The following is a 26,771-nucleotide window of genomic DNA, read 5'->3' on the forward strand; positions in this document are numbered from 1 at the left end:
AGAGTGTTCGCGCGTGTTCGGAGTATATTGCAATGGATATTCGCAAGATACTTATTGCGCTGACCGCTGCCTTCATGGTCACGCCTCCAGCATTTGCACAGCAAACATAACGCCACGAGCTGCTCAAAGCACCGCTCGCGCGCGATCCGTCTTGATCAGATTAAGACGGAAACTGCCCCGAGGTTCACGTAGGGGCTACGTACCGCCGACCAGGAGAGAAGATATCGGTTTCCAGCCAAGTCAGATCAGTTCGGTTTTCGGGAGTTAGCCAATGATGAGCGCCTCGAACCTGCATCGCCGAATTAGTTCACGCTTTCTGCTCGCTGCTCTCTTGTTGGCGCCGTTGACAGCCCTCGACGCCAACGCCCAGCAAACCACTGGAACTCCCGGTTCGCCCGGGGCGACGACCACGATCGACGGCAGGTACCTGCCGAATCCCCCGCAGCAGTTCAAGGGCGAGATCAATCCCAACGCCGTGCAATCGAAGCCGTACTGGCCGGCGCGCGTTGTGCCGCCGAAGGGCGCGCCCAACGTGCTTCTGATCATGACGGACGATGTCGGCTTCAGCGCGCCAAGCACGTTTGGCGGCGTGATCCCGACGCCGGCGCTGGACCGTATCGCCCAAACGGGTCTGCGCTATACGGCGTTCCACACCGTGGCACTGTGCTCGCCAACGCGCGCCGCGCTCCTCACCGGCCGCAACCATCACTCGGTGGGTACTGGCGTCGTCGTCGATCAGGCGACCGGCTACCCCGGCTACAACAGCATCATCCCGCGCGACGCCGTCGCCATCGGCGAGATCCTCCGGCAGCACGGCTACGACACCTCGTGGTACGGCAAGGACCATAATCTGCCGCAGTGGGAGGCGAGCCAGGCTGGCCCCTTCCACAACTGGCCGACCGGACCCATCAAGGGCTTCGACTACTTCTACGGCTTCCCAGGCGATGACACGAGCCAATGGCAGCCGAACAATCTCTTCCGCAACACCACTCCGATTCAACCCTTCCAGGGAAATCCCGGCTGGAATCTGATCACCGCGATGGCCGATGAGGCGATCGGGCGCATCAAGATGCTGAACGACGTCCAGCCCGACCGTCCCTTCATGATCTACTACGCGCCCGGCGGCACGCACTCGCCACACCATCCGACGCCCGAGTGGATCAAGAAGATCAGCGACATGCATCTATTCGACAAGGGTTGGAACGACCTGCGTGAACAGATCTTTGCCAACCAGAAGCGACTGGGTGTGATTCCGCAGAACGCGCAGCTGACGGCTTGGCCGGACAGCATACCGAAGTGGGACACGCTGTCGCCCGAGGCGAAGAAGCTCTACACCCGGCAAGCCGACGTCTATGCTGCGTATCTGGCTTACACCGACTACGAGATCGGTCGCGTCATCCAGGCCATCGCGGATACCGGCAAGCTCGACAACACGCTCGTCATCTACGTCAGCGGTGACAACGGCGCGAGCCCGGAGGGCACGCCCCACGGCCTCTACAACGAGTTCGCTGTTGCCAATGCCGTGCATCCGACGGTCGAAATGAACATGAAGTTCTATGACGCCTGGGGCTCCGACCAGACCTACCCCCACTACGCGGTGGGCTGGGCTTGGGCCTGGGATACGCCTTTCAAATGGACCAAGCAGATCGCGTCCTATTTCGGCGGCACCCGCAACGGCATGGCCATGGCATGGCCGGCGCGGATCAAGGACGCCGGCGGCATCCGTCACCAATTCCACCATGTCATCGACGTCGTGCCGACAATCCTCGAGGCGGTTGGCGTCCCCGAGCCGGTGACGGTCAACGGCATCGCCCAGAAGCCGATCGAAGGCGTGAGCATGGCCTACACCTGGGAAGGTGGCAGCGCGCCCAGCCGGAGGACGACGCAGTACTTCGAAATGTTCGGCAAGCGGGCCGTTTATCAGGATGGCTGGATGGCCTCGACGCCTCCGCTGAGCCCGCCCTGGGACCTCAGTTTGGCGGAGCCGCCCTCGGACGTCATGAACGCCTACCGTTGGGAGCTCTACAATATCAACGAAGACTGGACGCAGTCGAACGACCTCGCCGCCAAGATGCCGGACAAACTGCGCGACATGCAGCAATTGTTTACCATGGAAGCTGCGAAGTACCAGGTGTTCCCGCTCGACGACACGCGTTTGACCAGGTTCATTTCGCACAAGCCGAGCTACGCTCCGGGCCGGACCCAGTTCACCTATTCGGGTGAGCTGAGCAACGTGCCGTTCCCGGAAACGGGCTCCGCGCCGAGCCTGCTGAACCGGTCGTACACGGTCACCGCCGAGGTCGACGTTCCCCAGGGCGGCGGCGACGGCATGCTGATGACCGACGGCGGCCGGTTCGCCGGCTACGGCTTCTACCTGCTGAAGGGCCGGCCGGTGTTTACCTGGAATCTGGTCGCCCTGGAGCGCGTGAAATGGCAGGGCAAGGAAGCTCTCGCGCCCGGCAAGCACACGCTGGAGTTTGATTGGCAATATGACGGACCTGGCCTCGGCAAGGGCGGCACCGGCACCTTGAAGGTGGATGGCAACGTCGTGGAGAGCCATCCCATGCCGCGCAGTCTGCCTATCACGCTCATGTGGGATGAGACCTTCAATGTCGGTCTCGACACCGGTACGTCGGTAGACGACCAGGACTACCAGGTGCCGTTCCGCTTCACCGGCAAGCTCAACAAGCTGACGGTGAAGCTCGGACCGAACGAGATGTCATCGGCGGAAAAGGAGACGGTCGCGAAATCGGCGCGAGACAAGCAGTAGGCTCGTTGGCGAGCAACGAGAGCACTGCAGGATGGTGCGTCCTCCCGACGGCGACGGCCAACGCTCTTGGTTGGTTTTGCGACGCCTACAATAGACGCGCAGGGATTTGCCGTGGCGCTGCTCACGTCGCCGGTCCTCATCCGGAACTTGATTTGGATCAACACACGAAATCCGGATGCGATCTGGAATAGAGGCGCCCTGCGTACTGGGAGGGTATTGCAATGAATATTCGCAAGATCTTTACCACGCTGATCCCCGCACTCGTCATCTCGGCTCCGGTGTTTGCACAGCAAACGCAACAAGCCGCGCCTCCACCAGGCTCACCGGCTGCGACCATCACCATTCCCGGCGACCAGCTTCCGCCCCCGCCGCAAAAATTCGGCGGCAAGATCGAACGCGACGCGAAGGATTCAAAGCCATATTGGCCGGCGCGCGTGGTTCCGCCGAAGGGAGCGCCGAACGTCCTGCTGATCATTACGGATGACGCAGGCTACGGCGTGCCGAGCACGTTCGGCGGCGTGATCCCGACGCCGGCGCTCGATCGCATCGCGCAGAGCGGGTTGCGCTACACCAACTTCCACTCGACCGCATTGTGCTCGCCGACTCGTTCTGCGCTCATCACCGGGCGCAATCATCACTCGGTCGGTTACGGCGTCATCGCCGAACAGGCCTCCGGCTTTCCCGGCTACAACAGCATCATCACAAAGGACAAGGCGACGATCGGCCGGATCCTCACCGACAACGGCTACCGCACCGCGTGGTTCGGCAAGAACCACAATACGCCGGAATACCAGGGGAGCCAGGCAGGTCCGTTCGACCAGTGGCCGACCGGCATGGGCTTCGAATATTTCTACGGCTTCATGGGCGGCGACACCAATCAGTGGCAGCCCGGCAATCTCGTCCGCAACACCACGCCGATCTATCCCTACGAGGGGAAGCCCGGCTGGAATCTGGTGACGGCAATGGCCGACGAGGCCATCGACTACGTCAATCGGATGAACGCGCTGTCGCCGGATACGCCGTTCTTCGTGAAATTCGCGCCCGGCGCAACCCATGCCCCGCATCACCCGACGCCGGAGTGGGTCAAGAAGATCAGCGACTTGCACGTGTTCGATCAGGGCTGGAACAAGCTGCGCGACACGATCTTCGAGAACCAGAAGCGGCTTGGCGTCATTCCGCAGAACGCGAAGCTGACCCCGTGGCCGAAAGACCTGATCAAGGAATGGGATCAGCTCTCAGCCGATGAGAAGAAGCTCTTCATCCGTCAGGCCGAGGTGTTCGCCGCCTATGCAGCCTACGCCGACAATGAAATCGGTCGCGTGATCCAGTCTATCCAGGACATGGGCAAGCTCGACAACACCCTCATCATCTACATCGAGGGCGACAACGGGACGAGCGCGGAAGGCCAGCCGAACGGCACGCCGAACGAGGTGGCGATGTTCAACCAGATCACCCCGTCGGTCGAGGATCAGCTCAAATATTTCTACGACGTCTGGGGTACCGACCGCACCTACAACCACATGTCGATCGGCTGGGCCTGGGCGTTCGACACGCCGTTCTCCTGGACCAAGCAGATCGTCTCCCACTTCGGCGGCACGCGCCAGGGCATGGCTATGTCCTGGCCGGCGATGATCAAGGACAAGGGTGGCGTCCGCAATCAGTTCCACCACGTCATCGACATCGTGCCGACCATTCTCGAGGCCGCTCAGATCAAGCAGCCGGAGTTCGTCGACGGCATCAAGCAGAGCCCGATGGAGGGCGTCAGCATGATGTACACGTTCGATGCGAAGAACGCGAACGCGCCCTCCACGCATCCGACGCAGTATTTCGAGATGTTCGCGGATCGCGCAATTTACAATGACGGCTGGATCGCAAGCACGAAGGTCTTGCGGCCGCCGTGGGTGTCGATTGCGAAGCTGCCGAGCCCACTCGATTACCCGTGGGAGCTCTATGACCTGCGAAACGACTGGACGCAGGCCGAGGACGTCGCCACCAAGTACCCGGACAAGCTGAAGGAGCTGCAGGCGCTGTTCTGGAAGGAGGCGGAAAAATATCAGGTGCTGCCGCTCGATTCATCGGTGGCGACCCGGATCATCACGCCGCGTCCCAGTCTGAGCGCCGGCCGTACCAACTTCGCCTGGACGCGACCAATGACCGGCACGCCGAATGGCGACGCGCCGAGTCTGCTCAACTCTTCCTACAACTTCAAGGTCGACGTCGACATTCCGCAAGGAGGTGCCGAGGGCGTGCTCGTGACGCAAGGCGGCCGTTTCGGCGGTTACGGCCTCTATGTCCTGAAGAACAAGCCCGTGTTCACGTGGAACCTCGTCGACCTCAAGCGCGTGCGTTGGGAGGGACCGGAGCTGACGCCCGGCAAGCACCTGATCGAGTTTGACTTCAAGTACGATGGTCTCGGTGCCGCCACCATGGTGTTCGGCAATTACACCGGCATCGGACAAGGCGGGACCGGGACGCTCAAGGTCGACGGCAACGTGGCGGCCACCGAGAAGATGGAGCACACGCTTCCGTTCATCCTGCAATGGGACGAGGCGTTTGACATCGGATCCGACACCGGCACGCCGGTCGACGACAACGACTATCAGGCGCCGTTCGCCTTCACCGGCAAGATCAACAAGCTCACGCTGGACATCGACCGGCCCAAGCTGAGCCCCGACGACGTCAAGCGCCTGCAGGAAGCCGCGCGCGCGGCGGGCGATGGACCATCTACCGACGACGGAAAGACGGCTTCGGCCGGACCACAAGTCGGCACCGTCGGCCTGAGCCTTGTCGACAAGATTCAGCTACGGATCGACAAGCGCGAGGGCTGCCGCAAGCAGGCCGAGGCGAAGGGTCTTGGCATGGTGGACCGGGTCAAGTTCGTTCAGCAATGCGTTCAGCAGTAGTTGCTGGACCCGCGAATAGTTTGACCAACGAACACGGGGGCGCTCAAGCCGACATCAAGATCGGCACAACTCAGCGCCCCTCGGCTGCCTCACTCAGTATCGTGGAAAGGTACTCTAAACGGGAGTGCTGCAAAATGTTGACAAAACGCGAACTTCTTGGCTCGGCCGCGCTGGCTGCGATCACTGCTGCGGCAACGAAATCGATCCCGGTATTCGCCCAGACGAACCCCGACCGCCCCGGTTTCTTCGCGGCTAAAGACATTGCCGAGGCGGGTTTCATCTACGGCGTGCCAATCGTGATGAACTACGCCGTGATGTACGAATACGCCGTCGACCGTAACTCGGGCCAGTTCAAGGCTCCCTTCAATCAGATCAAGAACGAACCCAACGTCTATACCTACAAGGACACCGCGGTCATCACGCCGAACAGCGACACGCCCTATTCGCTTCTGTGGATGGACCTGCGGGCCGAGCCGATCGTCCTTTCTGTGCCCGAGGTGAACCCGAAGCGCTACTATTCGGTCATGCTCTGCGACGGCAATACCTACAACTACGGCTATATCGGCGGCCGCGCCACCGGCAGCGAGCCGGGCGACTACATGGTTGTCGGGCCGGATTGGAAGGGAGCGATCCCGCCCGGGATCAAGAAGGTATTCAGATCGAGCACCCAGCTTTCGGCTGCAGCGTATCGTACCCAGCTTTTCAACCCCGATGACGTCGAGAACGTCCGGAAGGTGCAAGCCGGCTACAAGGTCCAGACGCTTTCCGCCTATCTGAATCAACCGGCGACGACTGCCGCGGCGGCCATTGACTTTCCCAAGATCGACAAGGAACTCGTAAAGACAAACTTCTTCGAATACCTCGACTTCGCGCTGCAGTTTGCCCCCGCGCAGGAAAACGAGAAGGAAATACGCGCCCAGCTTGCGCGCATCGGCGTCGGGCCGGGCAAGACCATCAACTTCAAGGACCTCTCGCTGGAAGACAAGCTCGAGATCGGCCTCGGCATGAAGGAAGGTGAACGCAAGATCGACGAAACTGTCGCCAATGCTGGCAAGGAGATCAATGGGTGGCGGGTCAGCTCGATGTTCGGTGACAGCGCCTTCTTCAATGGCGACTGGTTGAAGCGCGCGGCCGGCGCGAAGGCAGGAATATACGGCAATGATGCGGAGGAGGCGACCTATCCCATGACGCGCCTCGATGGCGACGGCCAGGCGCTGGACGGTAGTAAGCATAACTACACCCTCACGTTCCCGTCGGGTCAGCTGCCGCCCGTGAAAGCGTTCTGGTCAGTGACGATGTATGACGGCAAGACACAGTTGCTGATCAAAAACCCAATCGATCGCTATCTGATCAATTCGCCGATGCTTCCGAACCTGAAGAAGAATGCGGACGGATCGCTCACGATTTACATCCAGAGCAAATCGCCGGGTGCCGAAAAGGAGTCCAACTGGCTGCCTGCGCCGGACGGTCCGATCTATCTCGCGATGCGGCTCTATTGGCCGAAAACCGAGCCGCCCTCAATTCTGCCCGTCGGACAGGGGACATGGCAGCCCCCTGGGGTGAAGCGGACGTCATAGGGAGTCCTGTACTGCGGGACCGCCAGAGACGGCTCACAAGAAAATGGCAACTGGCCGCGTTTACGGAGGGCTTCGCCGTCTAGGAGGATTTTACAATGAATATTCGCAAGATCCTTGCAACGCTCGTGTGGGCATCGTCGCTCGCGTCGGCGACGGCAATTGCACAGCAGACATCACAGACTGCAGCACCGGTTGGTGCACCTGGCGCGACGATCACCCTCCCCGGCAACCAGCTCCCGCCGCCCGATCCGAAGTTCGGCGGGGTCATCAAGGACAAGGCATCCGAGTCGACGCCATGGTGGCCGCCGCGCGTCGTGCCGCCCAAGGGGGCGCCGAACGTGCTGTTGATCATGACGGATGATCAGGGTTTTGGCGCGCCCAGCACCTTTGGCGGTCTCATACCTACGCCCAGCATGGACCGGATCGCAAAGGCCGGCTTGCGCTACACGAACTTCCATTCGACGTCGCTTTGCTCGCCGACGCGCGCAGCGCTGATCACCGGGCGCAACCATCATTCAGTCGGCTATGGGGTAGTCGGCGAAATCGCAACGGGTTTCCCGGGTTACGACTCGATCATCCCGATCGAGAAAGGCACGATCGGCACCATCCTGAAGGCGAACGGCTACGCGACTTCGTGGTTCGGGAAGGACCACAATACGCCGTCCTATCAGTCGAGCCAGGCCGGGCCGTTCGATCAATGGCCGAACGGAATGGGCTTCGATTATTTCTACGGTTTCGTCGGCGGCGACGCCAGCCAGTGGCAGCCGAACCTCTTCCGCAACACGACGGCGATCTATCCCTTCCAGGGCAATCCCGGCTGGAACCTGGAAACTGCGATGGCCGATGAGGCCATTCAGCACATGAAGCAGATCAAGGAGGTCGCACCGGACAAGCCGTTCTTCATCTACTACGTGCCAGGCGCCACCCATGCACCGCATCACCCGACGCCGGAGTGGATCAAGAAGATCAGTGACCTGCACCTCTTCGACGAGGGCTGGAACAAGGTGCGTGAGAAGATTTTCGCCAACCAGAAGCGCCTCGGCATCATGCCCGAAAACGCCAAGCTCACCCCTTGGCCGAAGGACCTGCCGGAATGGGATTCGCTGAGCTGGGACGAGAAGAAGCTCTTCATCAAGCAGGCTGACGTTTATGGCGCCTATCTCGCCTACGCCGACCACGAGATCGGACGGGTCATCCAGGCGGTCGAAGACTTAGGAGAGCTCAACAACACCCTGATCATCTACATCGGTGGGGACAACGGTGCGAGCGCCGAAGGCATGCTCAACGGCACGCCGAACGAATTCACCACCTTCAACGGCGTTCCCGTGCCGGTGAAGGATCAGTTGCTCTGGTATCCGTTCTGGGGATCGGAGCGGACCTTCCCCCATTTCGCGGCGGGCTGGGCGTGGACGATGGATACACCCTTCAAGTGGGTGAAGCAGGTGCCATCACACTTCGGCGGGACGGCCCAGGGCGTGGTCATGTCCTGGCCGGGCCACATCACGGATGTGGGCGGCATCCGCCGCCAGTTCCACCACGTGATTGACATCGTGCCGACCATTCTCGAAGCGACCGGCATTTCGCAACCCGACACGATCAGCGGAATCAAGCAGATTCCCATCGAAGGCGTCGGCATGGCGTACACGTGGGACAAAGCGAACGCCAACACAGCGACGCGCCACACCACGCAATATTTCGAGATGCTCGGCAATCGCGCCATCTATCAGGACGGATGGGTGGCGGCCACGACGCCTGCGACGCTCCCCTGGGAGCTGAGCACCAAGACGCCGCCGGACGTGATCACCGGCTACAACTGGGAGCTCTACAACGTTCAGGAAGATCCAACGCAGTTCAACGATCTCGCCGCCAAGATGCCCGACAAGCTCAAGCAGATGCAGGATCTCTTCTACGCCGAGGCGAAGAAGTACAACGTGCTGCCGCTCGACAACTCGACGCTCGCGCGCTGGAACACACCACGCCCGAGTCTCACGGCGGGACGAACGGTCTTCACGTATTCGGGCGACCTGATCGGCACGCCCGCCAGCGCGGCGCCCGACATCCTGAACAAGGGCTACAGCATCACCGCTGACGTGGACATTCCCGAAGGTGGGGCCGAGGGGATGATCGTCACCCATGGCGGCCGCTTCGGAGGCTACGGCCTGTTCCTGAGCAAGGGCGAGTTTGGCGTCGGCCGAGGCAAGGTGGTGTTCCTCTACAACCTGCTCGACCTCAAGCGCACGACGTGGGAGGGACCCGAGCTAAGCCCCGGCAAGCACAGCATCGTCTTCGACTTCAAGCCCGATGAACCGGGCCTGGGCAAAGGTGGCACGGGCATCCTCTCGGTGGACGGCAAGGAAGTGGCCAGGAATTCCCTGGAGCACACCATACCTGTCACGTTCCCCGAGGATGAGACCTTCGATGTCGGCCAGGACACGCGCACCGGCGTGGCGCTGGTGGAGTATCGCTACGATCCACCGTTCAAATTCACCGGCAAGATCAACAAGCTGACCTTCAAGCTCGAACCGGAGCCGAAGTCACAAACGATAGGCAAGAACTAGCACTGCATTGAACTCGCGATTGAACTCAAGGCACAGGAGATCGCCATGAACATCGCCAATCAGTGGATGAGTTCGTTCAGGCTCCACCGCCGTGATCTGGGTCTGGGCGCCCTGGCGCTGGGCGCGGCCGCCACGCTGGCAGGATCGAGCACAGCGCAGACTCGAGCGGAACAGCTAGGCCAATTTCTGAAGGGAGAGCTGGGAGACCTCGAGGACCTGGAAGACGATGTGAAGGAAGAGATCGCCTACCTGCTCGGCATGGAGTGCTATGTCTATGGCTTCCCGCTGGTCTTGATGGATGTGACCAACGGCGTGATGACAGCGACGTCGACGTCCGGCGAATACAAGGCGCCGATCAATCAGTTCGGTCGAATGAGGGGCTATGTCAGTCCCGATTTCAAGGATGTGGTGCGTGTCAGTGTCAACTCGGTGTGGTCGTTCGCCATCCTCGATCTCGACACGGAGCCGCTCGTTGCGTCGCACCCCGACACAAAGGGGCGTTACATCGTGCTTCAGCTGATGAATATGTGGACCGACGATTTTGGCTCGCTCGGCAGCCGCACCACCGGCACGGGCGCGGGCAAGTTCCTCGTCGCCGGGCCCAAGTGGAACGGCACGGCTCCATCGGACATCAAGGACATCTATCGGTGCCCGACGCGCTTTGCGTGGCTGCTGGTGCAGATGTCGGCCGCCGGCCCGCAGGACTTTCCGGAAATTCATGCCCTGCAAGATCAGCTCCTGATCACACCACTCAGCGCATGGGGGAAGCCGTATACACCCCCCGGCGACGTTCCGATCGATCCTGCCGTGGACCTCACCGCGACTCCGTACGATCAGGTCCGACTGATGACGGGGGAGATGTTCTTCAGGCGTTTGGCGAGGCTCTTGAAAGATAACCCGCCCTACCCGGCCGACACCAAGATGCTCGAGAAGCTCAAGAAGCTTGGCATCGAACCGGGCAAGGAATTCGACGCCGGCAAGCCGGATCGCGCCATAATCAAGGGTCTGAACGACGCGCCGGGAGAGGTGTGGCTGAAGTTTCAGCAGGGGCCTTACGAAGCGCCGAACGTAAACGGCTGGCTGAACATCCTCAACATCGGGAGATATGGCACCGACTACAATACCCGCGCGCTTATCGCCTGGTTCGGGCTCGGCGCGTTGACGTCCGACGATTGCGTCTACCCCAGCGCATTGGTCGATGGCGATGGAAACGTTCTGGACAGCGCCGCCAAGTACGTTCTGCATTTCGGGAAGGATGAGTTCCCGCCCTCGGCCAGCGGTGTCTGGTCCGTCTCGCCCTATCGCGAGAATTTTTATGTCCGGAATTCAATCAACCGGTATGGGATCCTTTCGGGAATGCCTCTCAAGTACAACGCAGATGGCTCGCTGGATATCTACATCCAGGCCAAAACGCCCGGCGCTGACAAGGAGGCGAACTGGCTACCCTGCCCGCCGAGCCTTCCGTTCAACCTGACCATGCGCGTGTATCAGCCGAGCAAGCCGTTGCTCCACGGCGGCTACAAGATACCGCCGGTCAAGCGGGTGGCATGAGTTCGGTGTCGGCAGAGATCGGCATGTGGAAAGGCATGGAGAACGCAAGATGGACCGTTCTCGCCGCGGCCGTCGAGGCCGCGGCGACAGGTCTTATCCTATTCGTCCGACCGTCATGGTTCGCCTGGCTGGTATTCGGCAACGAATTTTCGGATTCCGGCAGCGCGCTCGGCCGGTTGACGGCCATCGCTCTACTCGGACTGACACTCGCCACCTGGCCCTTGTCTGGCGCGGTGGGCCCTCCGCCATCATCCGTTCGCGCGCTACTTGTCTACAACGTCCTGGCAACAATCTATCTCCTCTACGTGGCGACCGGCGGCCAGTTGATGGGCATCCTGTTGTGGCCGGCTATCGCGCTGCACGCGATCTTCTCGATCGTCCTCGGTCGTACATGGCTCGGCGAAAGAAACCTCCAGAGGGGAGACGACTTCTCGATTTAGCAGCGGACGTTGAGCGCGTGTCGCGATCGAACGTGATCGACGCTACACTGGAGCAGCGAGGGTAGTACGGTGACAGACATTGCCAGCACGACCGGAGTTCCTCCTCGGCGGGGCAATCAGCTGGTTGGCCTGCTTGTCTTTCGCCAGTCGATCAGGCGCAAGATCGTCGGAATTTCCGTGGCATTGATCGTCCTGATGGTGATCACATCGGTTCTATCGATTGTGATGTCCAAGCGCGTGGAGCACCTGCTCGACGAACTGACCGTCCGATATATCCCCGCCTACGGTCATCTGGCACGAGCCAACATCCGCTCGCTCGAACGCGCACTTGCGCTACGTCGAATGGTGATCGCCAAGATGCAGGTGCCTCCGGACGAGGAGGTTTATGCTGCGCGCCTGCGTTTCTTTGAGGAAAAGGATGGCGAAGTCGAGCAGGAGGCGAACGCTGCGCGCAAGCTCATCAACGCGATCATAGACGACGTCAGCACCCCGTCAGACAACGCCGCCCTGGCGCGCATCGAGACCCGGATCGACAACGCCATGGCAGAGGGGCGCCGCCAACTGGGCGAGGAACAGGCGAAGCTGCTGAAGCAGATCGAATCCGGGGACTTCGTGGACGTTCGTGGCACGCTCGCACGCGTGGACACTCTGCGCGATCAGTTCACCCAGAAGGTCGATGCAATCCGCGCCGACATGCTATCGCAAGTATTTGCAAGTGCATCGACCGTGATCCGCGATCAGCAGCAAGCGAAAGACGTATCAGCTATTGTCACAGGTCTTGCGGCCGCGCTTGGCCTGGGCTTCGCCTTCCTTGTCAGCAGCGGCATCACCCGTCCGGTACGACGGTTGCTGGAAGGCACCCGGGAAATCGAAGCTGGCCACCTCGATCAATCGATCAGCGTCTCCACCAAGGACGAGATCGGTCAGCTTTCGGCCGCGTTCAACCGGATGGTCGAGCAGCTGCGCCGGAATGAACGTATCCGCGAAACGTTCGGTCGGTATATCGATCCGAGGGTCGTGGAAGGACTGCTTGACCGGCCCGACGCGGCGACCGAGGGCCAGCGCCGTGTCATGACCGTGATGTTCTGCGACATGCAGGGCTTCACTTCCATGAGCGAAGGCATGACCCCTCAGGGTCTCGTCAAGGTCATGAACTGCTATTTGACGATGATGTCGGAGCCGATCCGGGAACGCCACGGGGTGATCGACAAGTACATCGGCGATGCCATCATGGCCTATTGGGGGCCGCCGTTCATTGACGAAGCGGACCAGACTCGCCTGGCATGCCTTGCCGCGATCGACATGGTCGATCGGGTACCCAAGCTTCGCAAGCAATTGCCGGAGCTTCTGGGGGTGCGCGCAATACCCGCCGAATGCGACGTCCGCATCGGTATTGCCACCGGCGAGGTCTTGACCGGCAGCATCGGTTCAGAGCTTATGATGAGTTTCACCGTCATGGGCGATGCCGTCAATCTCGCGTCCCGTCTTGAGGCGGTCAACAAGGTCTATGGCTGCCGCATTCTGATATCTGAAGCCACCCCGCCACGGTCGGGACCGAACTCGAGCTGCGTGAGATCGATCGTCTGGCGGTCGTCGGACAGAGCAAGCCCCAAACCGTGTTTGAAGTGATGGGAAAGCAAGGCGACCTTACCAGGCAGCAGGAGCTGTTGCGATCCCGGTATAATGAGGGCCTTGCCGCCTATCGGGCTGGGCGGTGGGAAGATGCACGCAACGCCTTCAACGCTGCTCTCGGGATATCCCCAGGGGATGGGCCGTCACTTACTCTCTTGAGCCGCCTCGACCATCTTCAATCCGATCCGCCACCGGCCGACTGGAACGGTTCGTGGCACATGGAGCACAAGTAAAAGACGGGGAAGGCAAGACATGTATAAGGTTCTTGGCTTACTGGTGCTCGCAAGCGCGATGGGCGGGCTGACGCCCTCTTTCGCCCAAACCGCACAGGAAACACCGCAGACCATGCTCGCCGCGCAGATTCGCATGCAAGGTTTTGCCTGTGACCAGGCGCTCGGCGCGAGGAAAGACGCGACGCGCTCCAGGCCGGATCATGCCGTCTGGGTACTCAGATGCAGCAACGCGACTTACCGGGTGAGCCGTGCGCCTGATATGGCCGCAAAAGTGGAGCCACTTCGATGACGCTCATGCATCATTCATCATCCCTCCGAAGGTCAACGTATGCAAAATGCAACTGAGCTGCTGGTAACACCTTCGATCGACCAGCTCAGCCGCATCATTGCAAACGTTGCGGCCCCGGCCTTCCTGCTGGGCGCGGTCGCTGCCTTCATCTCGGTGCTGATCTCCAGGATCAACCGCGTGGTCGACCGGGCGCAGTTCATTCACGGAATCCCCGATAATGGCTCCTCGAAATCATTCCTCAAGTCGGATCTGCCCCGCCTGAGACGCCGGGCCGCCTTCTTGAACAGGGCGCTCTTCTTTGCCATTCTGTCGGCGATCCTGACGGCCCTCATCATCATCGTTGCGTTCATCAGCGCGCTTTTTCAGGTGGCGCATGAGTATGGTGTCGCGATTCTGTTCATGGCGGCGCTACTCACGTTCTGCGCCTCTCTCATCGATCTTGCGCGCGAGACGAGGATCGCACTTCATGACAACGATCTTCGCGTGTAGGCCACACAGTCGATGCAAGCTCGGGGTTGGTAGCGGACGTGGCAAAAGGTCCTCGAAAGAGCCGCAAGCGTAACAAGACCCATACGAATTCGCGGTCGATCGCGCCGGCTATTCCCCCGCAACAGTCCCTACCCACAAAGTCGAGAGCCGCCGCGTGGCTGGCGGCCGGCGCGGGTGCGCTGCTTGTTCTGATCGCCGGAGCGCTGTTCTGGTTCAAGGCTTCGGATATCTCGATTGAACAGCCTCAGGCCGCCGAGCTGACCTCTGTCGGCAGCCAGAGCTGCAGCGGCTGCCACCAGGCCGAAGCCGCCCTCTGGCAGAATTCGCAGCACCGGCACGCTATGGATCACGCGACCGATGCATCAGTCCGCGGCAACTTCAACGATGCTGCATTTGAATATGCCGGCACGCGCTCGCGTTTCTTCCGGAAGGACCGGAAGTTCCTCGTCGAGACGGACGGACCCGACGGCAAACTCGCGACGTTCGAGGTGAAGTACACGTTCGGGCTCGATCCGCTACAGCAATATCTGATCGAATTTCCCGACGGCCGCGTTCAGGCGCTATCGATCGCGTGGGACACGCGGCCCAAGGACCAGGGAGGCCAGCGCTGGTTTCATCTCTATCCGGACAGTGCAATCACCAATGACGATCCGTTGCACTGGACGAAGCTGAACCAGAACTGGAACTTCATGTGCGCGGAGTGTCATTCGACCGGCGTGCACAAGAACTACGATGCCGCCAAGGACCGGTTCGCGACGACTTTCTCCGAGATCAGCGTCGGTTGCGAAGCCTGCCACGGCGCAGGCTCGCGCCACGTCAACTGGGCTCGCCAGAACGCGAGATCTCGCGATCCGGACAACGGCTTGCTCGTGAAGTTCGACGAACGAACGGGCATCATCTGGTCGGCTGATGCCGGGACATTGGCTCCGACAGGCAGCGGGCCTGCGCCGGCGTTGCGCAAGGAGGTCGAGACCTGCGGGCGCTGCCATGCGCGCCGCGGTCAGCTCTCCGAGGACTGGTTGCCGGGCAAGTTGCTTTCCGAAACACATCGGGTGTCCCTGCTCGATCGCCAACGTTTCCACGCTGACGGCCAGATGCGGGATGACGAAGAGACTTACAATTATGGTCCGTTCAAGCAGAGCAGGATGTTCGCCAAAGGCGTGACCTGCAGCGATTGCCATGATCCGCATAGTGCAATGCTAAAGGCGCCGGGCGATGCGGTGTGTGGACAATGCCACGCGGCGGACAAGTATGAATCGGCCGGCCACAGGCAACACGCGAATGGCACGCCGCCGCCCACTTGCGCCTCCTGCCACATGCCGGAGCGGCGCTACATGGTCGTCGACCGCCGCCACGATCACAGTTTTCGGATCCCCCGGCCCGACCTATCGGTGCAGTTAGGCACCCCGAATGCGTGCAATGATTGCCACCGCGACAAGTCCGCCGCCTGGGCGGCGCAACAGGTCGAAGCCTGGTTCGGCCCGCAACGGCACGGCTATCAGACCTACGCGCCGGCGTTTCATGCCGCCTGGAGCGAAGCAATCGACGCGCAGGCGTTGCTCGCAGCCCTCGTCCAGCAAGGCGATGCTTCGGCAACGGTCCGGGCGAGTGCGCTGGCCGAGCTTCCGAGACCTGACGTTGATCTCATCCGACGCGGACTTTCCGATCCCGATCCGCTCGTGCGGCTTGGGGCGTTCGATGCCCTCGAAGGTATTCCTGCAGACCAGCTATGGGGACTAGCTTCTCCTCAACTGGCCGACCCCGTGCGCGGCGTGCGGATCCGGGCCGCGGAGGTTCTGGCATCTGTTCCTGCGACGCGCCAGCCCGCCACTGATCGCGACAGGTTTGCGCAGGCAGCGGCCGAGTTCGTGGCGGCGCAGAGGCTAAATGCAGATCGTCCGGAGGCGCGCAGCGCGCTTGGCAGTTTCTTGGCGCGCCAAGCGAAGGCCGTCGAGGCGGAAGGCGAATATCGAGCCGCGCTCAGGCTTGATCCTTCGTTTTCGCCTGCCGCGATCAATCTGGCGGACCTTTATCGCGAGCTTGGACGGGAGAGTGATGGCGAGCGGGTTCTTCGCGACGCGCTGTCCGGATCGCAGCAGAATGCCTCGATCCACCATGCCCTCGGTCTGGCGCTTGTGCGTCAGAAGCGCAACGAGTCGGCGCTCGATGAATTGCGTCTAGCGGCCGTGCTGGACCCCGGCCAGTCGCGCTATGCATACGTGTACGCTGTGGGGCTGCACACTGCAGGTCGCCGGGACGACGCGCTAGCTGTCCTCAAAACCAGCTTGGGCAGACACCCCAACGACAGAGACAGTCTCTCGGCAGCAATCGCGTTCAGCCGAGAGAAAGGGGATTCCGTGGCAGCTCTGGAATTTGCAGAGCGGCTTGCGCACCTGATGCCCGGCGATCCCAGGCTCACAGAGCTCATCAAGCAACTCAAACAATAGCTACAAGGCAGCCCCGGCCATCGGAGCAAAATGCACATCAGCGATCGAGAGGCGCGGCTAATTGCGCACCGCATAGAGCGGCGTTCTGAGCGTCAGCTGGTAGGCTGGCTTCGGCACCCACATGATCTCGGCGGTGACACCGAATAGGCGGTTGTCATTGTCATCCATGCGGTCGAGATCAAGTCGCACGATCGGCTGCGTGAACGGCTGGGCCGGCGCGAGATTCAATAGCTGAGCGCCCTCGAACGATTGCACGCCGATGCGGCCGGTGAATTTCCAATTATTCGGCCATTGGTAATAGCCGCCGACATAACCGATCGTGTTGGGTCTGACCCTGACCAGCGCATTGCCGACATCGACACGCGTGTGCTGGATGCCCGCGAGCAATCCCCGGGTCTCGTCCTTATCCAGCGCATAGCCGAACTCGAGGATGTTGTTGAACGAGGTCGCAGTTAGCGGACCGTTGGGGATCGACTGAGTGATCGTCGATTGCAGCGTCACGGTCGGAAAGGTTCCGCCCTTTTGCTGATAGAGCTCGGCCTGGAAACCGATATTCCAGCTCGTAATGTCAAGTGAGGACCAGCCGCCGCCCCCAAACTGCGTCGAGCTGCCAGAGACGCCGGCGTAAAGCGAGACGCGATCGGTGACGTCGATGGTAAAGGGAAGATCAACGTTGATCGATTTCGACGCCGGCAGGCCGGCCGATAACGCCGCGCCGTTCGGTCCAGAGAGCGTTTGCAGTGCAGTAAAGAATGAAGGATGGCCAAAACCGAATGCCAGGGATCCCGCGGGGATTTGCGCGTAATAGGTTCTGAGATCGAGATACATCGTCGGCACGGCCGGCTTTTTATCGCCGTCGCTGTCGTCGTCGGCCTCAGCGGCCAACGAGCTTGCCGCCGGACAGATCAGGACGACGCCGAGTGCGACCTTCAGGGCAGTCCGAAAGTCAATCAATGCAGGGCTCCGCGTGCGACACAAACCTAGCTTTGCGGCAAGGCCCCCCCAGAGAATGATACACATTTTGCCGTGACTCGCGTCACTTTGTCCTCAATCCCAGATCACGATTTCCCCGTTGACCCAGATTAACGCCAGCAGAACGCCGGTTCGGCAGTTTGCACCCAGGCAAAAGCGGGCTCGGCGGGAGCCGAAATTTGACCATGGCTGCGCGCAGGTCCGCTTTGCGCCGAGAGCTGCCGCTGTTGGTAATGCCATCCGTAGCCTGTCATCGTAGGTACGGTCGTGATCTTACCAACTCCAGTCAAACAATCGTTTCAACACAATCGCTTGGGTCTCGCAGCGTGGAGGAGCCCCATTCCGGCGCAAGCCACTGATTTTGCTGTGGAGTTCGAACGACCTGCGAACAATGGAGAACAGCATACTGGCGGAAGGGGTGGGATTCGAACCCACGGTACCCTTGCGGGCACGCCGGTTTTCAAGACCGGTGCCTTAAACCACTCGGCCACCCTTCCAAACCCGGAATTGCTGTCGCTTAACGTAGTCGACGGCGCATGGCAACGCGAAGTTGGGCCCTTCGAAGCAAGCCTGCCCCCTCGCCTGGCCGGTCTGTCAGGCGAGCGTCAGCCTGGTCCGCTAACCTGGCAACAGGCTCGGCCGCCGACAGCGCGCCGTGCCCTCAGCAATCCCGAACACTGGCGACATCTCCCAGGGCGTCGCTGGTTGCGAGGCCCGGTAGGAGTCGTCTCCATCTCCGGGCCTCGTTTGCTGGCGCCCAAAAGAAAACGCGGCGCCCCATGGGAGCGCCGCGCGAAGTTCGTGATTGTTGCGCTGGCTCAGTAGCCGCAGGACGCGCAGCCCATCTGCACCGGGGCGTAATAGGAATAGCCCGGCGAGACCATCTCGACGCGCTGGCGCGTGGCGTATTGCGGCGGGATGCGTTCGTATTGGACGCTGGGCGGGGCGACCATCACGGTCTGCGGCACCATCACGGTGCGGTACTGCGCCGGCGTGCGATGCGCGACCACGGAGCCCGGCGAAACCATCACGGTCTCGTCGACGGTGCGGTATTGCGGCTGCACATATTGCTGCTGATAGCAGGTCGTGCACGGCGGCGGCGTGTAGCAATTGTAGCAGCCGGCGGAGGCTGCGCTCGTCATCGAAATCGCGGCGACGACTGTTGAGAAAACGACAGCAAGAGTACGAGACATTATTGCGGTGCCCCAGTTGCCCGAAATGGATTTGCGAAGGTCGCCGCAATATACGCCGCAAAATCCAGGGCTGCCGAACTTCGTGGAGGCATCCTTAATGCGAACGGCCGGCTTTCGCCGGCCGCTAAGGACTCGTTGACCATGCACGCGAGGCGCGAACGATGCAGCGCTCAGTTCGAGCGCCGCTTCACCTCGCGCACCGCGCCGCGCGCGGCGCTGGTGGTGAGCGCAGCATAGGCCTGGAGCGCGGTGGAGACGTTGCGCTTGCGGCCCGTCGCCTGCCAGGCGGCGTCACCCTTCGCCTCTTCCGCCGCGCGCCGCCTGGCGAGCTCCTCGTCGGAAACCTCCAGGGTAATGCTGCGGTTCGGAATGTCGATCGCGATGCGGTCGCCGGTCCGCACCAGGCCGATGTTGCCGCCTTCGGCGGCTTCCGGCGACAGATGGCCGATCGACAGGCCGGACGAGCCGCCCGAGAAGCGTCCGTCGGTGACGAGCGCGCAGGCTTTGCCGAGGCCCATCGATTTCAGATAGCTCGTCGGATACAGCATTTCCTGCATGCCGGGTCCGCCACGCGGGCCTTCGTAGATGATGACCACGACCTCACCGGCAACGACCTTGCCGCCCAGGATGCCGTCGACGGCCGCGTCCTGGCTCTCGAACACGCGCGCGGGGCCGGAGAATTTCAGGATCGAGGCATCGACGCCGGCGGTCTTCACGATGCAGCCGTCCTGCGCGAGGTTGCCGTAGAGCACGGCGAGGCCGCCATCCTTGCTGAAGGCGTGTTCGAGATCGCGCACGACGCCCTTCTCGCGATCGGCATCGAGCTCGTCGTAGCGGCGCTCCTGGCTGAAGGCGACTTGCGTCGGGATGCCGCCGGGCGACGCGCGATAGAAGGTGCGCACCGCCTCGCTCTTGGTGCGCTTGATGTCCCAGCGCTCCAGCGCGTCGGCCATCGTCGGCGCATGCACGGTCGAGACCGACGTGTCGATCAGGCCGGCGCGATCGAGCTCGCCCAGAATGCCCATGATGCCGCCGGCGCGGTGCACGTCTTCGACATGCACGTCGGCGACCGACGGTGCGACCTTGCACAGCACGGGCACGCGCCGCGACAGCCGGTCGATATCCTGCATGGTGAACGCGACCTGCCCTTCATGGGCGGCGGCGAGCAGATGCAGCACCGTGTTGGTCGAACCGCCCATCGCGATGTCGAGCGTCATCGCGTTTTCGAACGCCTTGAAGTTGGCGACGTTGCGCGGCAGCACCGAGGCATCGTCCTGCTCGTAGTAGCGGCGGACGAGATCGACGATGGTGTGGCCGGCCTCGACGAACAGCCGCTTGCGGTCGGCGTGGGTCGCGACCACCGAGCCGTTGCCGGGCAGTGCGAGGCCGAGCGCCTCGGTGAGGCAGTTCATCGAATTGGCCGTGAACATGCCCGAGCAGGAGCCGCAGGTCGGGCACGCCGAGCGCTCGATCACCTTGACGTCCTCGTCGCTGACCTTGGAGTCGGCCGCGGCGACCATGGCGTCGATGAGGTCGACGGCCTTGGTCTTGCCCTGGAGCTTGACCTTGCCGGCCTCCATCGGTCCGCCCGAGACGAACACGGCGGGGATGTTGAGCCGCAGTGCCGCCATCAGCATGCCGGGCGTGATCTTGTCGCAATTGGAGATGCAGACGAGGCCGTCGGCGCAATGGGCGTTGGCCATGTACTCGACGCTGTCGGCGATCAGCTCGCGCGACGGCAGGCTGTAGAGCATGCCGTCATGGCCCATGGCGATGCCGTCGTCGACCGCGATGGTATTGAACTCCTTGGCGACGCCGCCGGCCTGCTCGATCTCGCGGGCGACGAGCTGGCCGAGGTCCTTGAGGTGGACGTGGCCGGGCACGAACTGGGTGAAGGAGTTGACGACCGCGATGATCGGCTTGCCGAAATCCGCATCCTTCATGCCCGTCGCGCGCCAGAGGCCGCGGGCACCCGCCATGTTGCGGCCGTGGGTGGTGGTGCGGGAGCGATAGGCTGGCATGGCGGTTTCCGTCCTCGGTTTGGCTGCCTGAGCGGGACAAATTCGGAAGCCGCCTCAGGCCTTTCCGGCCGGATAGCGCACGGGGTGGGTTGGTGCAACGGGAACTTGGCTTGGACAGGTCCGGATCGGCCTTTCGCAGGCCTCCCCTGCTCCCGGCGCGGGCTACTGCAAGGTCGCGTCAGCGCCGGACAGACGCTGTAGCTAGCGCTTCGGCTTGGGCAGCACAATTCTACCCTGGGAGGCAATGCCACCCCACTTGGCGGACCAGCCGATTTCCGAGGCCGAGGATGGCTCAACGCTTGTCTGACCTCGGGCGCCTTGCAACGCAAACAGGGCGCCCTGGGGATCGACACATCGTGCGATCCAGCAGCCATCGGGCAATTCGATCGGACCCTGGAGGATCCGGCCTCCGCCAGCATTCACATGTTTCGTGGCAGCACCGATGTCGTCGACATTGAAGTAATGCAGCCAGCTCGGCTGCGCTACGCTCGGAAGTTTCGTGAGCATTCCGCCGACAGTCTGCCCACCCGCCGAAAACAGTTGATACCAGGCCGCTGGTTCGCTTTGAGCGTCGGCCTTCTGCCAACCGAATAGTTCTCTGTAGAAATCGAAGATCGCGGTTCGGTCGGCGGCCAGTAACTCATGCCAGCCTACGCGCCCCGGCTCGTCCAGCCGGCCCGGTTTCCGTCGGCCATATGCTGGTTCTTTGATCAGCCCGAACGTCGCCTCCTGCGGATCGGCAACGACTGCTATGCGGCCAATATTGGTGTCGGTCGGCGGCACAAGGATCGCACCTCCAAGACGCGTGATCTGCGCGGCGGTTGCATCCGGGTCGTCGACGGCGACGTATCCCATCCATCTCGGCGTCGCCCCCAATCTCCGCCCCTCTTCCGGGATATCCATAAGTCCGCCCAGCGGAGCGCCGCCGCTACGAAGCACCATGTAAGGCAGTTCCGGGGTCGATTCATCCTTCACGCCCCAGCCGACGGCCTTGCGATAAAATGCGCCCGCCGCTGCGACATCCGTGGTCAGAAGTTCATACCAAGCGAAACGCCCTGATCGATCTGCCACGCCGATCTCCGTTCAAGATTCGATGTGCTTGCGGCACTGCACCAAGCTGCACGCGCACCAAAAGCGTGGATCGGCGATGCGTTGTCTCAACTGGCCATGCCGATTGCCGTTCATGAAGATGAATGCATCCTGAACGTCCGGCGCCGCGTTTTTGTGCGCGTAATCGTTGCTCGCGTTATTTCCTGGGCGTAGACTTACCGCGGCTGGGATGCTTCTTGCAATGCTCGGAGGTTCGACCATGCGGCAGGCGAGGAAGACTTCTCAAGGGAAGAAGCGAGCAACCAAAGTCGCCGTACCGGCGCTAGGAGCCGCAGGGTTGACGTTCTCGCTGGCGGGAGGCGCATCGGCGTCCGCCGTGCCGGCACCCGACGCACAACAATTGCCGCACTTTGGAACGGGTCAGGCAATCACGCTCGATGAAGAGGAAATGGCTGACGTCAGCCTCGCCACCTTCCATCTCTTCGACAAGGAAAGCGCCGGTAGCCGCGTGCAGCTGGCATGGCGCGGATGCGGCGGCTGCCGCGGCTGCAGAGGTTGTCGGGGTTGCCGTAGTTGCCGATGTGGCGTCGGTTGCCGATGTGCAGGTTGTGCAGTTGGCTGTGGCGTTGGTGTGGTGGGATGCGCCGTATCATGCGCGGGTTGCTGCGCATCGTGGGGCCGCTGCCGCTGGTGCTAGGCCTCGGCGCGTTCCGAATGTCAAACTCACGGGTTGATAGGTCATTGGCCGGCCTCAAGAAAGGGTCCGGCCAATTGCTTGATTTCGCTACGACGCTTGCATCGGCGGCTTGCGCGTGACGGCCCAATTCGTTTCAATTCTCCGGGAAAATGCCGGCGCGCGGGCGCGACGATCCGTCTTGCGCCGGGGATCTAGCGTAAGGGCAACAGGATCAGCGTGCTGACTCAATGACTGCAACTCGCAAGACCCGCGTTGCGCGGCAGACCCGCCAAGACACTCTCCGATTTGCACCGAACTTCACCGCTTACGTATTGCCTCCCGATGCGGTTTGTCTCTATTCCGAGAACCGCAAATTCTTCCTGCACGGCGAACTCTACTGCGCCCTCGCCACCGCGATCGGGCAACACGGCAAGGCCAGGTCGGAGATCATTCGCCAGCTTTCGAAGCGCTTCCCGGTCGACAAGATCGAGGAAGCAATCAAGCGGCTGCTCGACCGCCGATATGTCGTTGCGCGGACCCCGAAAGCGTTCGACGACGCCGTCGGCGGTTTCCTGGCCAGCCTCGGCATGCCTTTGGAGGTCGCGGAACAAAATCTTCGTAATTGCCCCGTCCTGGTCGAGTCGATTGATGTCAAAGGCGCCAAGGAGCTGACCGCGGCGTTGAGCAAGCTCGGCGTTCAAATCGCCAAGCGAGCGCCGAAGTTCACGATCACGCTGGCGAACGACTATCTCGACCGGCGACTTGCTGAACTGAACCAGGAACGTGTGGCCGGCAAGACGCCCTGGTTGCTGGTACAGCCATCCGGCCCGTTTCCGCTGGTCGGGCCCGTGTTCAAACCGGGCGAGAGCGCCTGCTGGACCTGCCTGTTCGATCGCATGATCCGCAACCGGGAGATCAAGGGGTTTCTTGACCGGGGACCGGCGCGTGCGGTTGCCATATCGCCTCTCGTCAGAGAAAGCGTCGGCCAGACTGGAATCCATTTTGCGGCCGTCGAGATCGCCAAGGCAATTGCCTCGGATTTTCGCACCGATTTGTGCGATCACATCGCAAGCTTCGACCTGACCGGCGCCGCCATCGCCAAGCACTACGTGACGCGACGTCCGCAATGTCCGACCTGCGGCAACAGGAAGCTGAACAACCCGCGCCGAACTCCGGCCCTGGTCGAGATTGCCGAGGGCAAGAGGCTCGTCATGACCAGCGGTGGATATCGCACCGTGACGTCGCGGTCGACGGTGTCGCGCTTCCGCAAGCATGTGAGCCCACTGACAGGGGTGGTGACCAGGCTCGAACGAATCGACGTCGACCTGCCGATGAACACCAACTACTTCGCCCAGCACAATTTCTCCGCGCCGGCCCACAGCATCGACCAGCTCAGGTCCGGATTGAGCGGGGGCAGCTTTGGCAAGGGCTCGACCGCCGAGCAGGGCGAAGCCAGCGCGCTGATGGAATCGATCGAACGCTATTCGGGCATTTTCCAGGGCGATGAGATCAGGACGGCGCGTCGATTTGCCGATTTCGCGCCTGGCGACGCGCTTCTTCCCAACGATATCCAGCTCTTCAGCGAAACGCAGTTCAAGAACAGGTTTCTCCAGCAACCGGACGATCCCCATCCGGTTCCCGAGCCGTTCGATCCCTCGACGAAGACCGAGTGGTCGCCGGTCTCATCGCTGCGCGACAAACGCTTCAAATATCTGCCGACGGGCCTCCTGTACTTCTTCTATGGCGGCTTTCATACGGATTCCAACGGCTGCGCGGCCGGCAACACCCGCGACGAAGCGATTGTCCAGGGCTTCCTCGAACTGATCGAGCGCGATGCCTACGCGATCTGGTGGTACAACCGGGTGCAGCGCGCCGAGGTCGACCTCGAGCAGTTCGACGATTTCTATGTCCGGGATCTCCAGACTCAATTTGCGGAGGCCGGGCGCAAGCTATGGGTGCTCGATATCACCACTGACCTTGGCATTCCGACTTACGTGGCGATCATGCACTGGATGCAGGATGGACACGAGAATATCGAGTTCGGCTCCGGCGCGCATTTCGACCGCCGCATAGCCCTGCTGCGCTCCCTCACCGAGCTGACCCAATTCATGTCCGTTAGCATGATGGGCGGTGCGAGCGACGAGAAGCCGACCCTCGACGGTGTCACACCGTTGCGTCTGGAAGACTACCCGTTCCTGACACCGAGCGATCGCCCTATTCTCCCCCCAGCGCCAAGCCTCAAGCTTCACGACAATACGCGGGATCAGGTCATCGCCTGCGTCGAGATCGCAGCCCGTGCGGGTTACGATTTCCTCGTCCTCGACCAGACGCGTCTCGATGTCGAGGTTCCGGTCGTCAGAGTGCTCGTTCCCGGCTTGCGTCATTTTTATCGCCGCTTCGCACCGGGCCGCCTTTACGATGTGCCGGTGAAGCTCGGTTTGTTGGACCGGCCGCGACCGGAAAGCGATCTGACTTCATTCGTCCCACACACCTGAAGGGTTGCACTTTCGTGCGCGCTCCCCGGAAAAAGCCGACCAGGAAGATCGCGCCAGACATTGCCGCCCGATTGAGCCATCACTTCTCCCTCCAGATGCAGCCGGATGGAAACGTCGCCGCCTTTCTGGGCGACTATTCCGTCAACCTCGGGCAATTCAGCGCGGCCGCGATGGACTGCGCGCGACATCTGAGCACCGGCCTTCCGCTCGCGTCCTTTGCAGGCAAGAGCGCCCTCGCGAGAGACGTCGACGCCCTGGTGCATCGCTTGGCCCGGCAGGGGCTTCTGGAATACCGCCTCTCCTCTTCGCGTAACACGCAGGACTTCGTGGTCATCGAGCCCCAAGTCCCCGAATACTGGCCGCGGCGCGCGAAGCTGGGCAGCCGTGACACCGTTGTGTTGTCGCGCTTTGCCTTTCTGCGCCGGCGCGGCAACGAGTTGGTGCTGGAATCGCCACGCGCCGGCGCGCTGTTCCGGATTGGCGATCCCGCCATCGCCACCACCCTTGCTGCGCTGTCGCAGCCTCGGAAGATCGGCAAGCTTAACCAGAAAATAGCTTCCTCCACCCTCCATCTGCTCGAACTGTTGCTGGACAGCCAGATCCTGCTCAAGCTTGATGCGAAGGACGGACAAGGCCTGCGGGTGAACGAAGGCGACGGCAACCTCGTACTCTGGGATTTCCACGATCTGGTGTTTCACACGCGGAGCACGGAGGGTCGGCAAGCCAATCCGGTCGGCGCCGCCTTCACCTATGCCGGCGTCGTTCCGCCGTCGCCGGCGGTGCGTCCGCCCTGGGCCGGCAGCAAGATTGACCTGCGCAAATTCTCCTCCGCGGAGCCGAACTCCCGCTTCCCGAGGCTGTTGCGCGAACGCCATTCAACACGGGATTTCGACGACAAGAATCCGGTCACGCTCGGCGAACTCGCGCAGCTTCTCGACACCACCGCGCGCGTCGTGTCCGAATGGAAGAGCGAGCCGTATTTCGAGGGCGGTTCCGACGTCACCTACAGCACAAGGCCTTATCCGTCAGCGGGCAGCGCGTACGAGCTAGAATTGTACCTTACCGTCGCGAACTGCGACGGGCTTGCGCGCGGACTCTACCACTACGATGCAGGGAGCCACGCGCTAGTCGCGATCAGCGCTTCCCCCCAACAACTCCAGGCGCATTTGACGGCTGCCCAGTTCGCCATGGACGCGCCGGGTCAGCCACAAATCCTCATCACGATCGCGGCGCGTTTTGGCCGGGTCTCCTGGAAATACAGCTCAATCGCATATTCGTTGATCCTGAAGGATGTCGGCAGCCTGATTCAGACGCTTTACCTGGCGGCGACCGATATGGGCCTCGGCGGCTGCGCCATTGGCAGCACCAACATCGATCTGTTCGCGAAAATGACGGAGTTGGAATTCCATATCGAGGGCCCGGTCGGTCAATTCGCGCTCGGGCGCGGCAAAAAACCGGAGGTCCAAGGCTAGAAG

General features: G+C 61.8%; 15 protein-coding genes, 1 tRNA gene and 1 pseudogene. 12 read left to right on the forward strand and 5 right to left on the reverse strand.

All coding sequences use genetic code 11. The annotated features are described in order from the left end of the window. Positions 1–271 precede the first annotated feature (271 nt). The 10 genes and pseudogenes from A3M7_RS0104310 to A3M7_RS0104355 all read left to right on the forward strand — a co-directional run bounded on the left by A3M7_RS0104310 (position 272) and on the right by A3M7_RS0104355 (position 16,889). Positions 272–2,770 (forward strand): arylsulfatase, encoded by a 2,499-nt coding sequence (locus tag A3M7_RS0104310; RefSeq protein WP_027542817.1) that lies wholly within the window; start codon positions 272–274, stop codon positions 2,768–2,770. A 221-nt stretch (positions 2,771–2,991) separates the two neighbouring features. Beyond that, positions 2,992–5,673 carry an arylsulfatase gene (locus tag A3M7_RS0104315; RefSeq protein ID WP_049823198.1) on the forward strand — a complete coding sequence of 894 codons (2,682 nt, stop codon included), beginning with the start codon at positions 2,992–2,994 and terminating at the stop codon, positions 5,671–5,673. A gap of 134 nt (positions 5,674–5,807) precedes the next feature. Continuing rightward, the gene (locus A3M7_RS0104320; protein WP_027542819.1) at positions 5,808–7,250 is read left to right on the forward strand and encodes a DUF1254 domain-containing protein; all 1,443 of its coding nucleotides are present in this window, start codon (positions 5,808–5,810) and stop codon (positions 7,248–7,250) included. Positions 7,251–7,345: 95 nt separating this feature from the next. Next, the gene (locus tag A3M7_RS0104325; protein WP_027542820.1) at positions 7,346–9,808 is read left to right on the forward strand and encodes an arylsulfatase; all 2,463 of its coding nucleotides are present in this window, start codon (positions 7,346–7,348) and stop codon (positions 9,806–9,808) included. A gap of 45 nt (positions 9,809–9,853) precedes the next feature. Beyond that, positions 9,854–11,359 (forward strand): DUF1254 domain-containing protein, encoded by a 1,506-nt coding sequence (locus A3M7_RS0104330; RefSeq protein WP_027542821.1) that lies wholly within the window; start codon positions 9,854–9,856, stop codon positions 11,357–11,359. Further along, on the forward strand, positions 11,356–11,799 hold the full coding sequence (locus A3M7_RS43700; RefSeq protein WP_245284194.1) for a hypothetical protein: 444 nt from the start codon (positions 11,356–11,358) through the stop codon (positions 11,797–11,799). Before A3M7_RS0104330 ends, A3M7_RS43700 begins: the two co-directional genes overlap by 4 nt. Positions 11,800–11,928: 129 nt before the next feature. Next, positions 11,929–13,664: pseudogene (locus tag A3M7_RS0104340) on the forward strand (adenylate/guanylate cyclase domain-containing protein). A 19-nt stretch (positions 13,665–13,683) separates the two neighbouring features. Then, on the forward strand, positions 13,684–13,953 hold the full coding sequence (locus A3M7_RS0104345) for a hypothetical protein (RefSeq protein ID WP_027542822.1): 270 nt from the start codon (positions 13,684–13,686) through the stop codon (positions 13,951–13,953). 39 nt (positions 13,954–13,992) lie between these two features. After that, complete coding sequence (locus tag A3M7_RS0104350; RefSeq protein ID WP_027542823.1) at positions 13,993–14,442, forward strand: DUF2721 domain-containing protein; 450 nt, start codon at positions 13,993–13,995, stop codon at positions 14,440–14,442. 341 nt (positions 14,443–14,783) lie between these two features. Beyond that, complete coding sequence (locus tag A3M7_RS0104355) at positions 14,784–16,889, forward strand: cytochrome c3 family protein (protein WP_371089950.1); 2,106 nt, start codon at positions 14,784–14,786, stop codon at positions 16,887–16,889. Positions 16,890–16,946: 57 nt separating this feature from the next. Here the strand turns inward: A3M7_RS0104355 and A3M7_RS0104360 are convergent, their stop codons facing one another. The 5 genes from A3M7_RS0104360 to A3M7_RS43705 form a co-directional block, all read right to left on the reverse strand. After that, positions 16,947–17,840, reverse strand: a complete 894-nt coding sequence (locus A3M7_RS0104360) for a hypothetical protein (protein ID WP_027542825.1) — start codon at positions 17,838–17,840, stop codon at positions 16,947–16,949. A gap of 428 nt (positions 17,841–18,268) precedes the next feature. After that, positions 18,269–18,358 (reverse strand) — tRNA-Ser (locus A3M7_RS0104365). A gap of 321 nt (positions 18,359–18,679) precedes the next feature. Then, entirely contained in the window at positions 18,680–19,003 is a 324-nt protein-coding gene (locus A3M7_RS0104370) for a hypothetical protein (protein WP_049823199.1), read from the reverse strand. A gap of 221 nt (positions 19,004–19,224) precedes the next feature. After that, a complete protein-coding gene (gene ilvD / locus A3M7_RS0104375) occupies positions 19,225–21,075 on the reverse strand; it encodes a dihydroxy-acid dehydratase (RefSeq protein WP_027542827.1) in 1,851 nt (616 codons plus the stop codon). Positions 21,076–21,276: 201 nt separating this feature from the next. After that, entirely contained in the window at positions 21,277–22,146 is an 870-nt protein-coding gene (locus tag A3M7_RS43705; protein ID WP_049823200.1) for a VOC family protein, read from the reverse strand. 903 nt (positions 22,147–23,049) lie between these two features. Here A3M7_RS43705 and A3M7_RS0104385 point away from each other — a divergent pair. Together A3M7_RS0104385 and A3M7_RS0104390 are read left to right on the forward strand one after the other, a co-directional pair. Next, complete coding sequence (locus tag A3M7_RS0104385) at positions 23,050–25,296, forward strand: TOMM precursor leader peptide-binding protein (protein WP_027542828.1); 2,247 nt, start codon at positions 23,050–23,052, stop codon at positions 25,294–25,296. 95 nt (positions 25,297–25,391) lie between these two features. After that, a complete protein-coding gene (locus tag A3M7_RS0104390; protein WP_049823201.1) occupies positions 25,392–26,768 on the forward strand; it encodes a SagB family peptide dehydrogenase in 1,377 nt (458 codons plus the stop codon). The last annotated feature ends 3 nt before the right edge of the window (positions 26,769–26,771 follow it).

Source organism: Bradyrhizobium sp. WSM2254, assembly GCF_000472645.1.
GTDB lineage: Bacteria > Pseudomonadota > Alphaproteobacteria > Rhizobiales > Xanthobacteraceae > Bradyrhizobium > Bradyrhizobium niftali.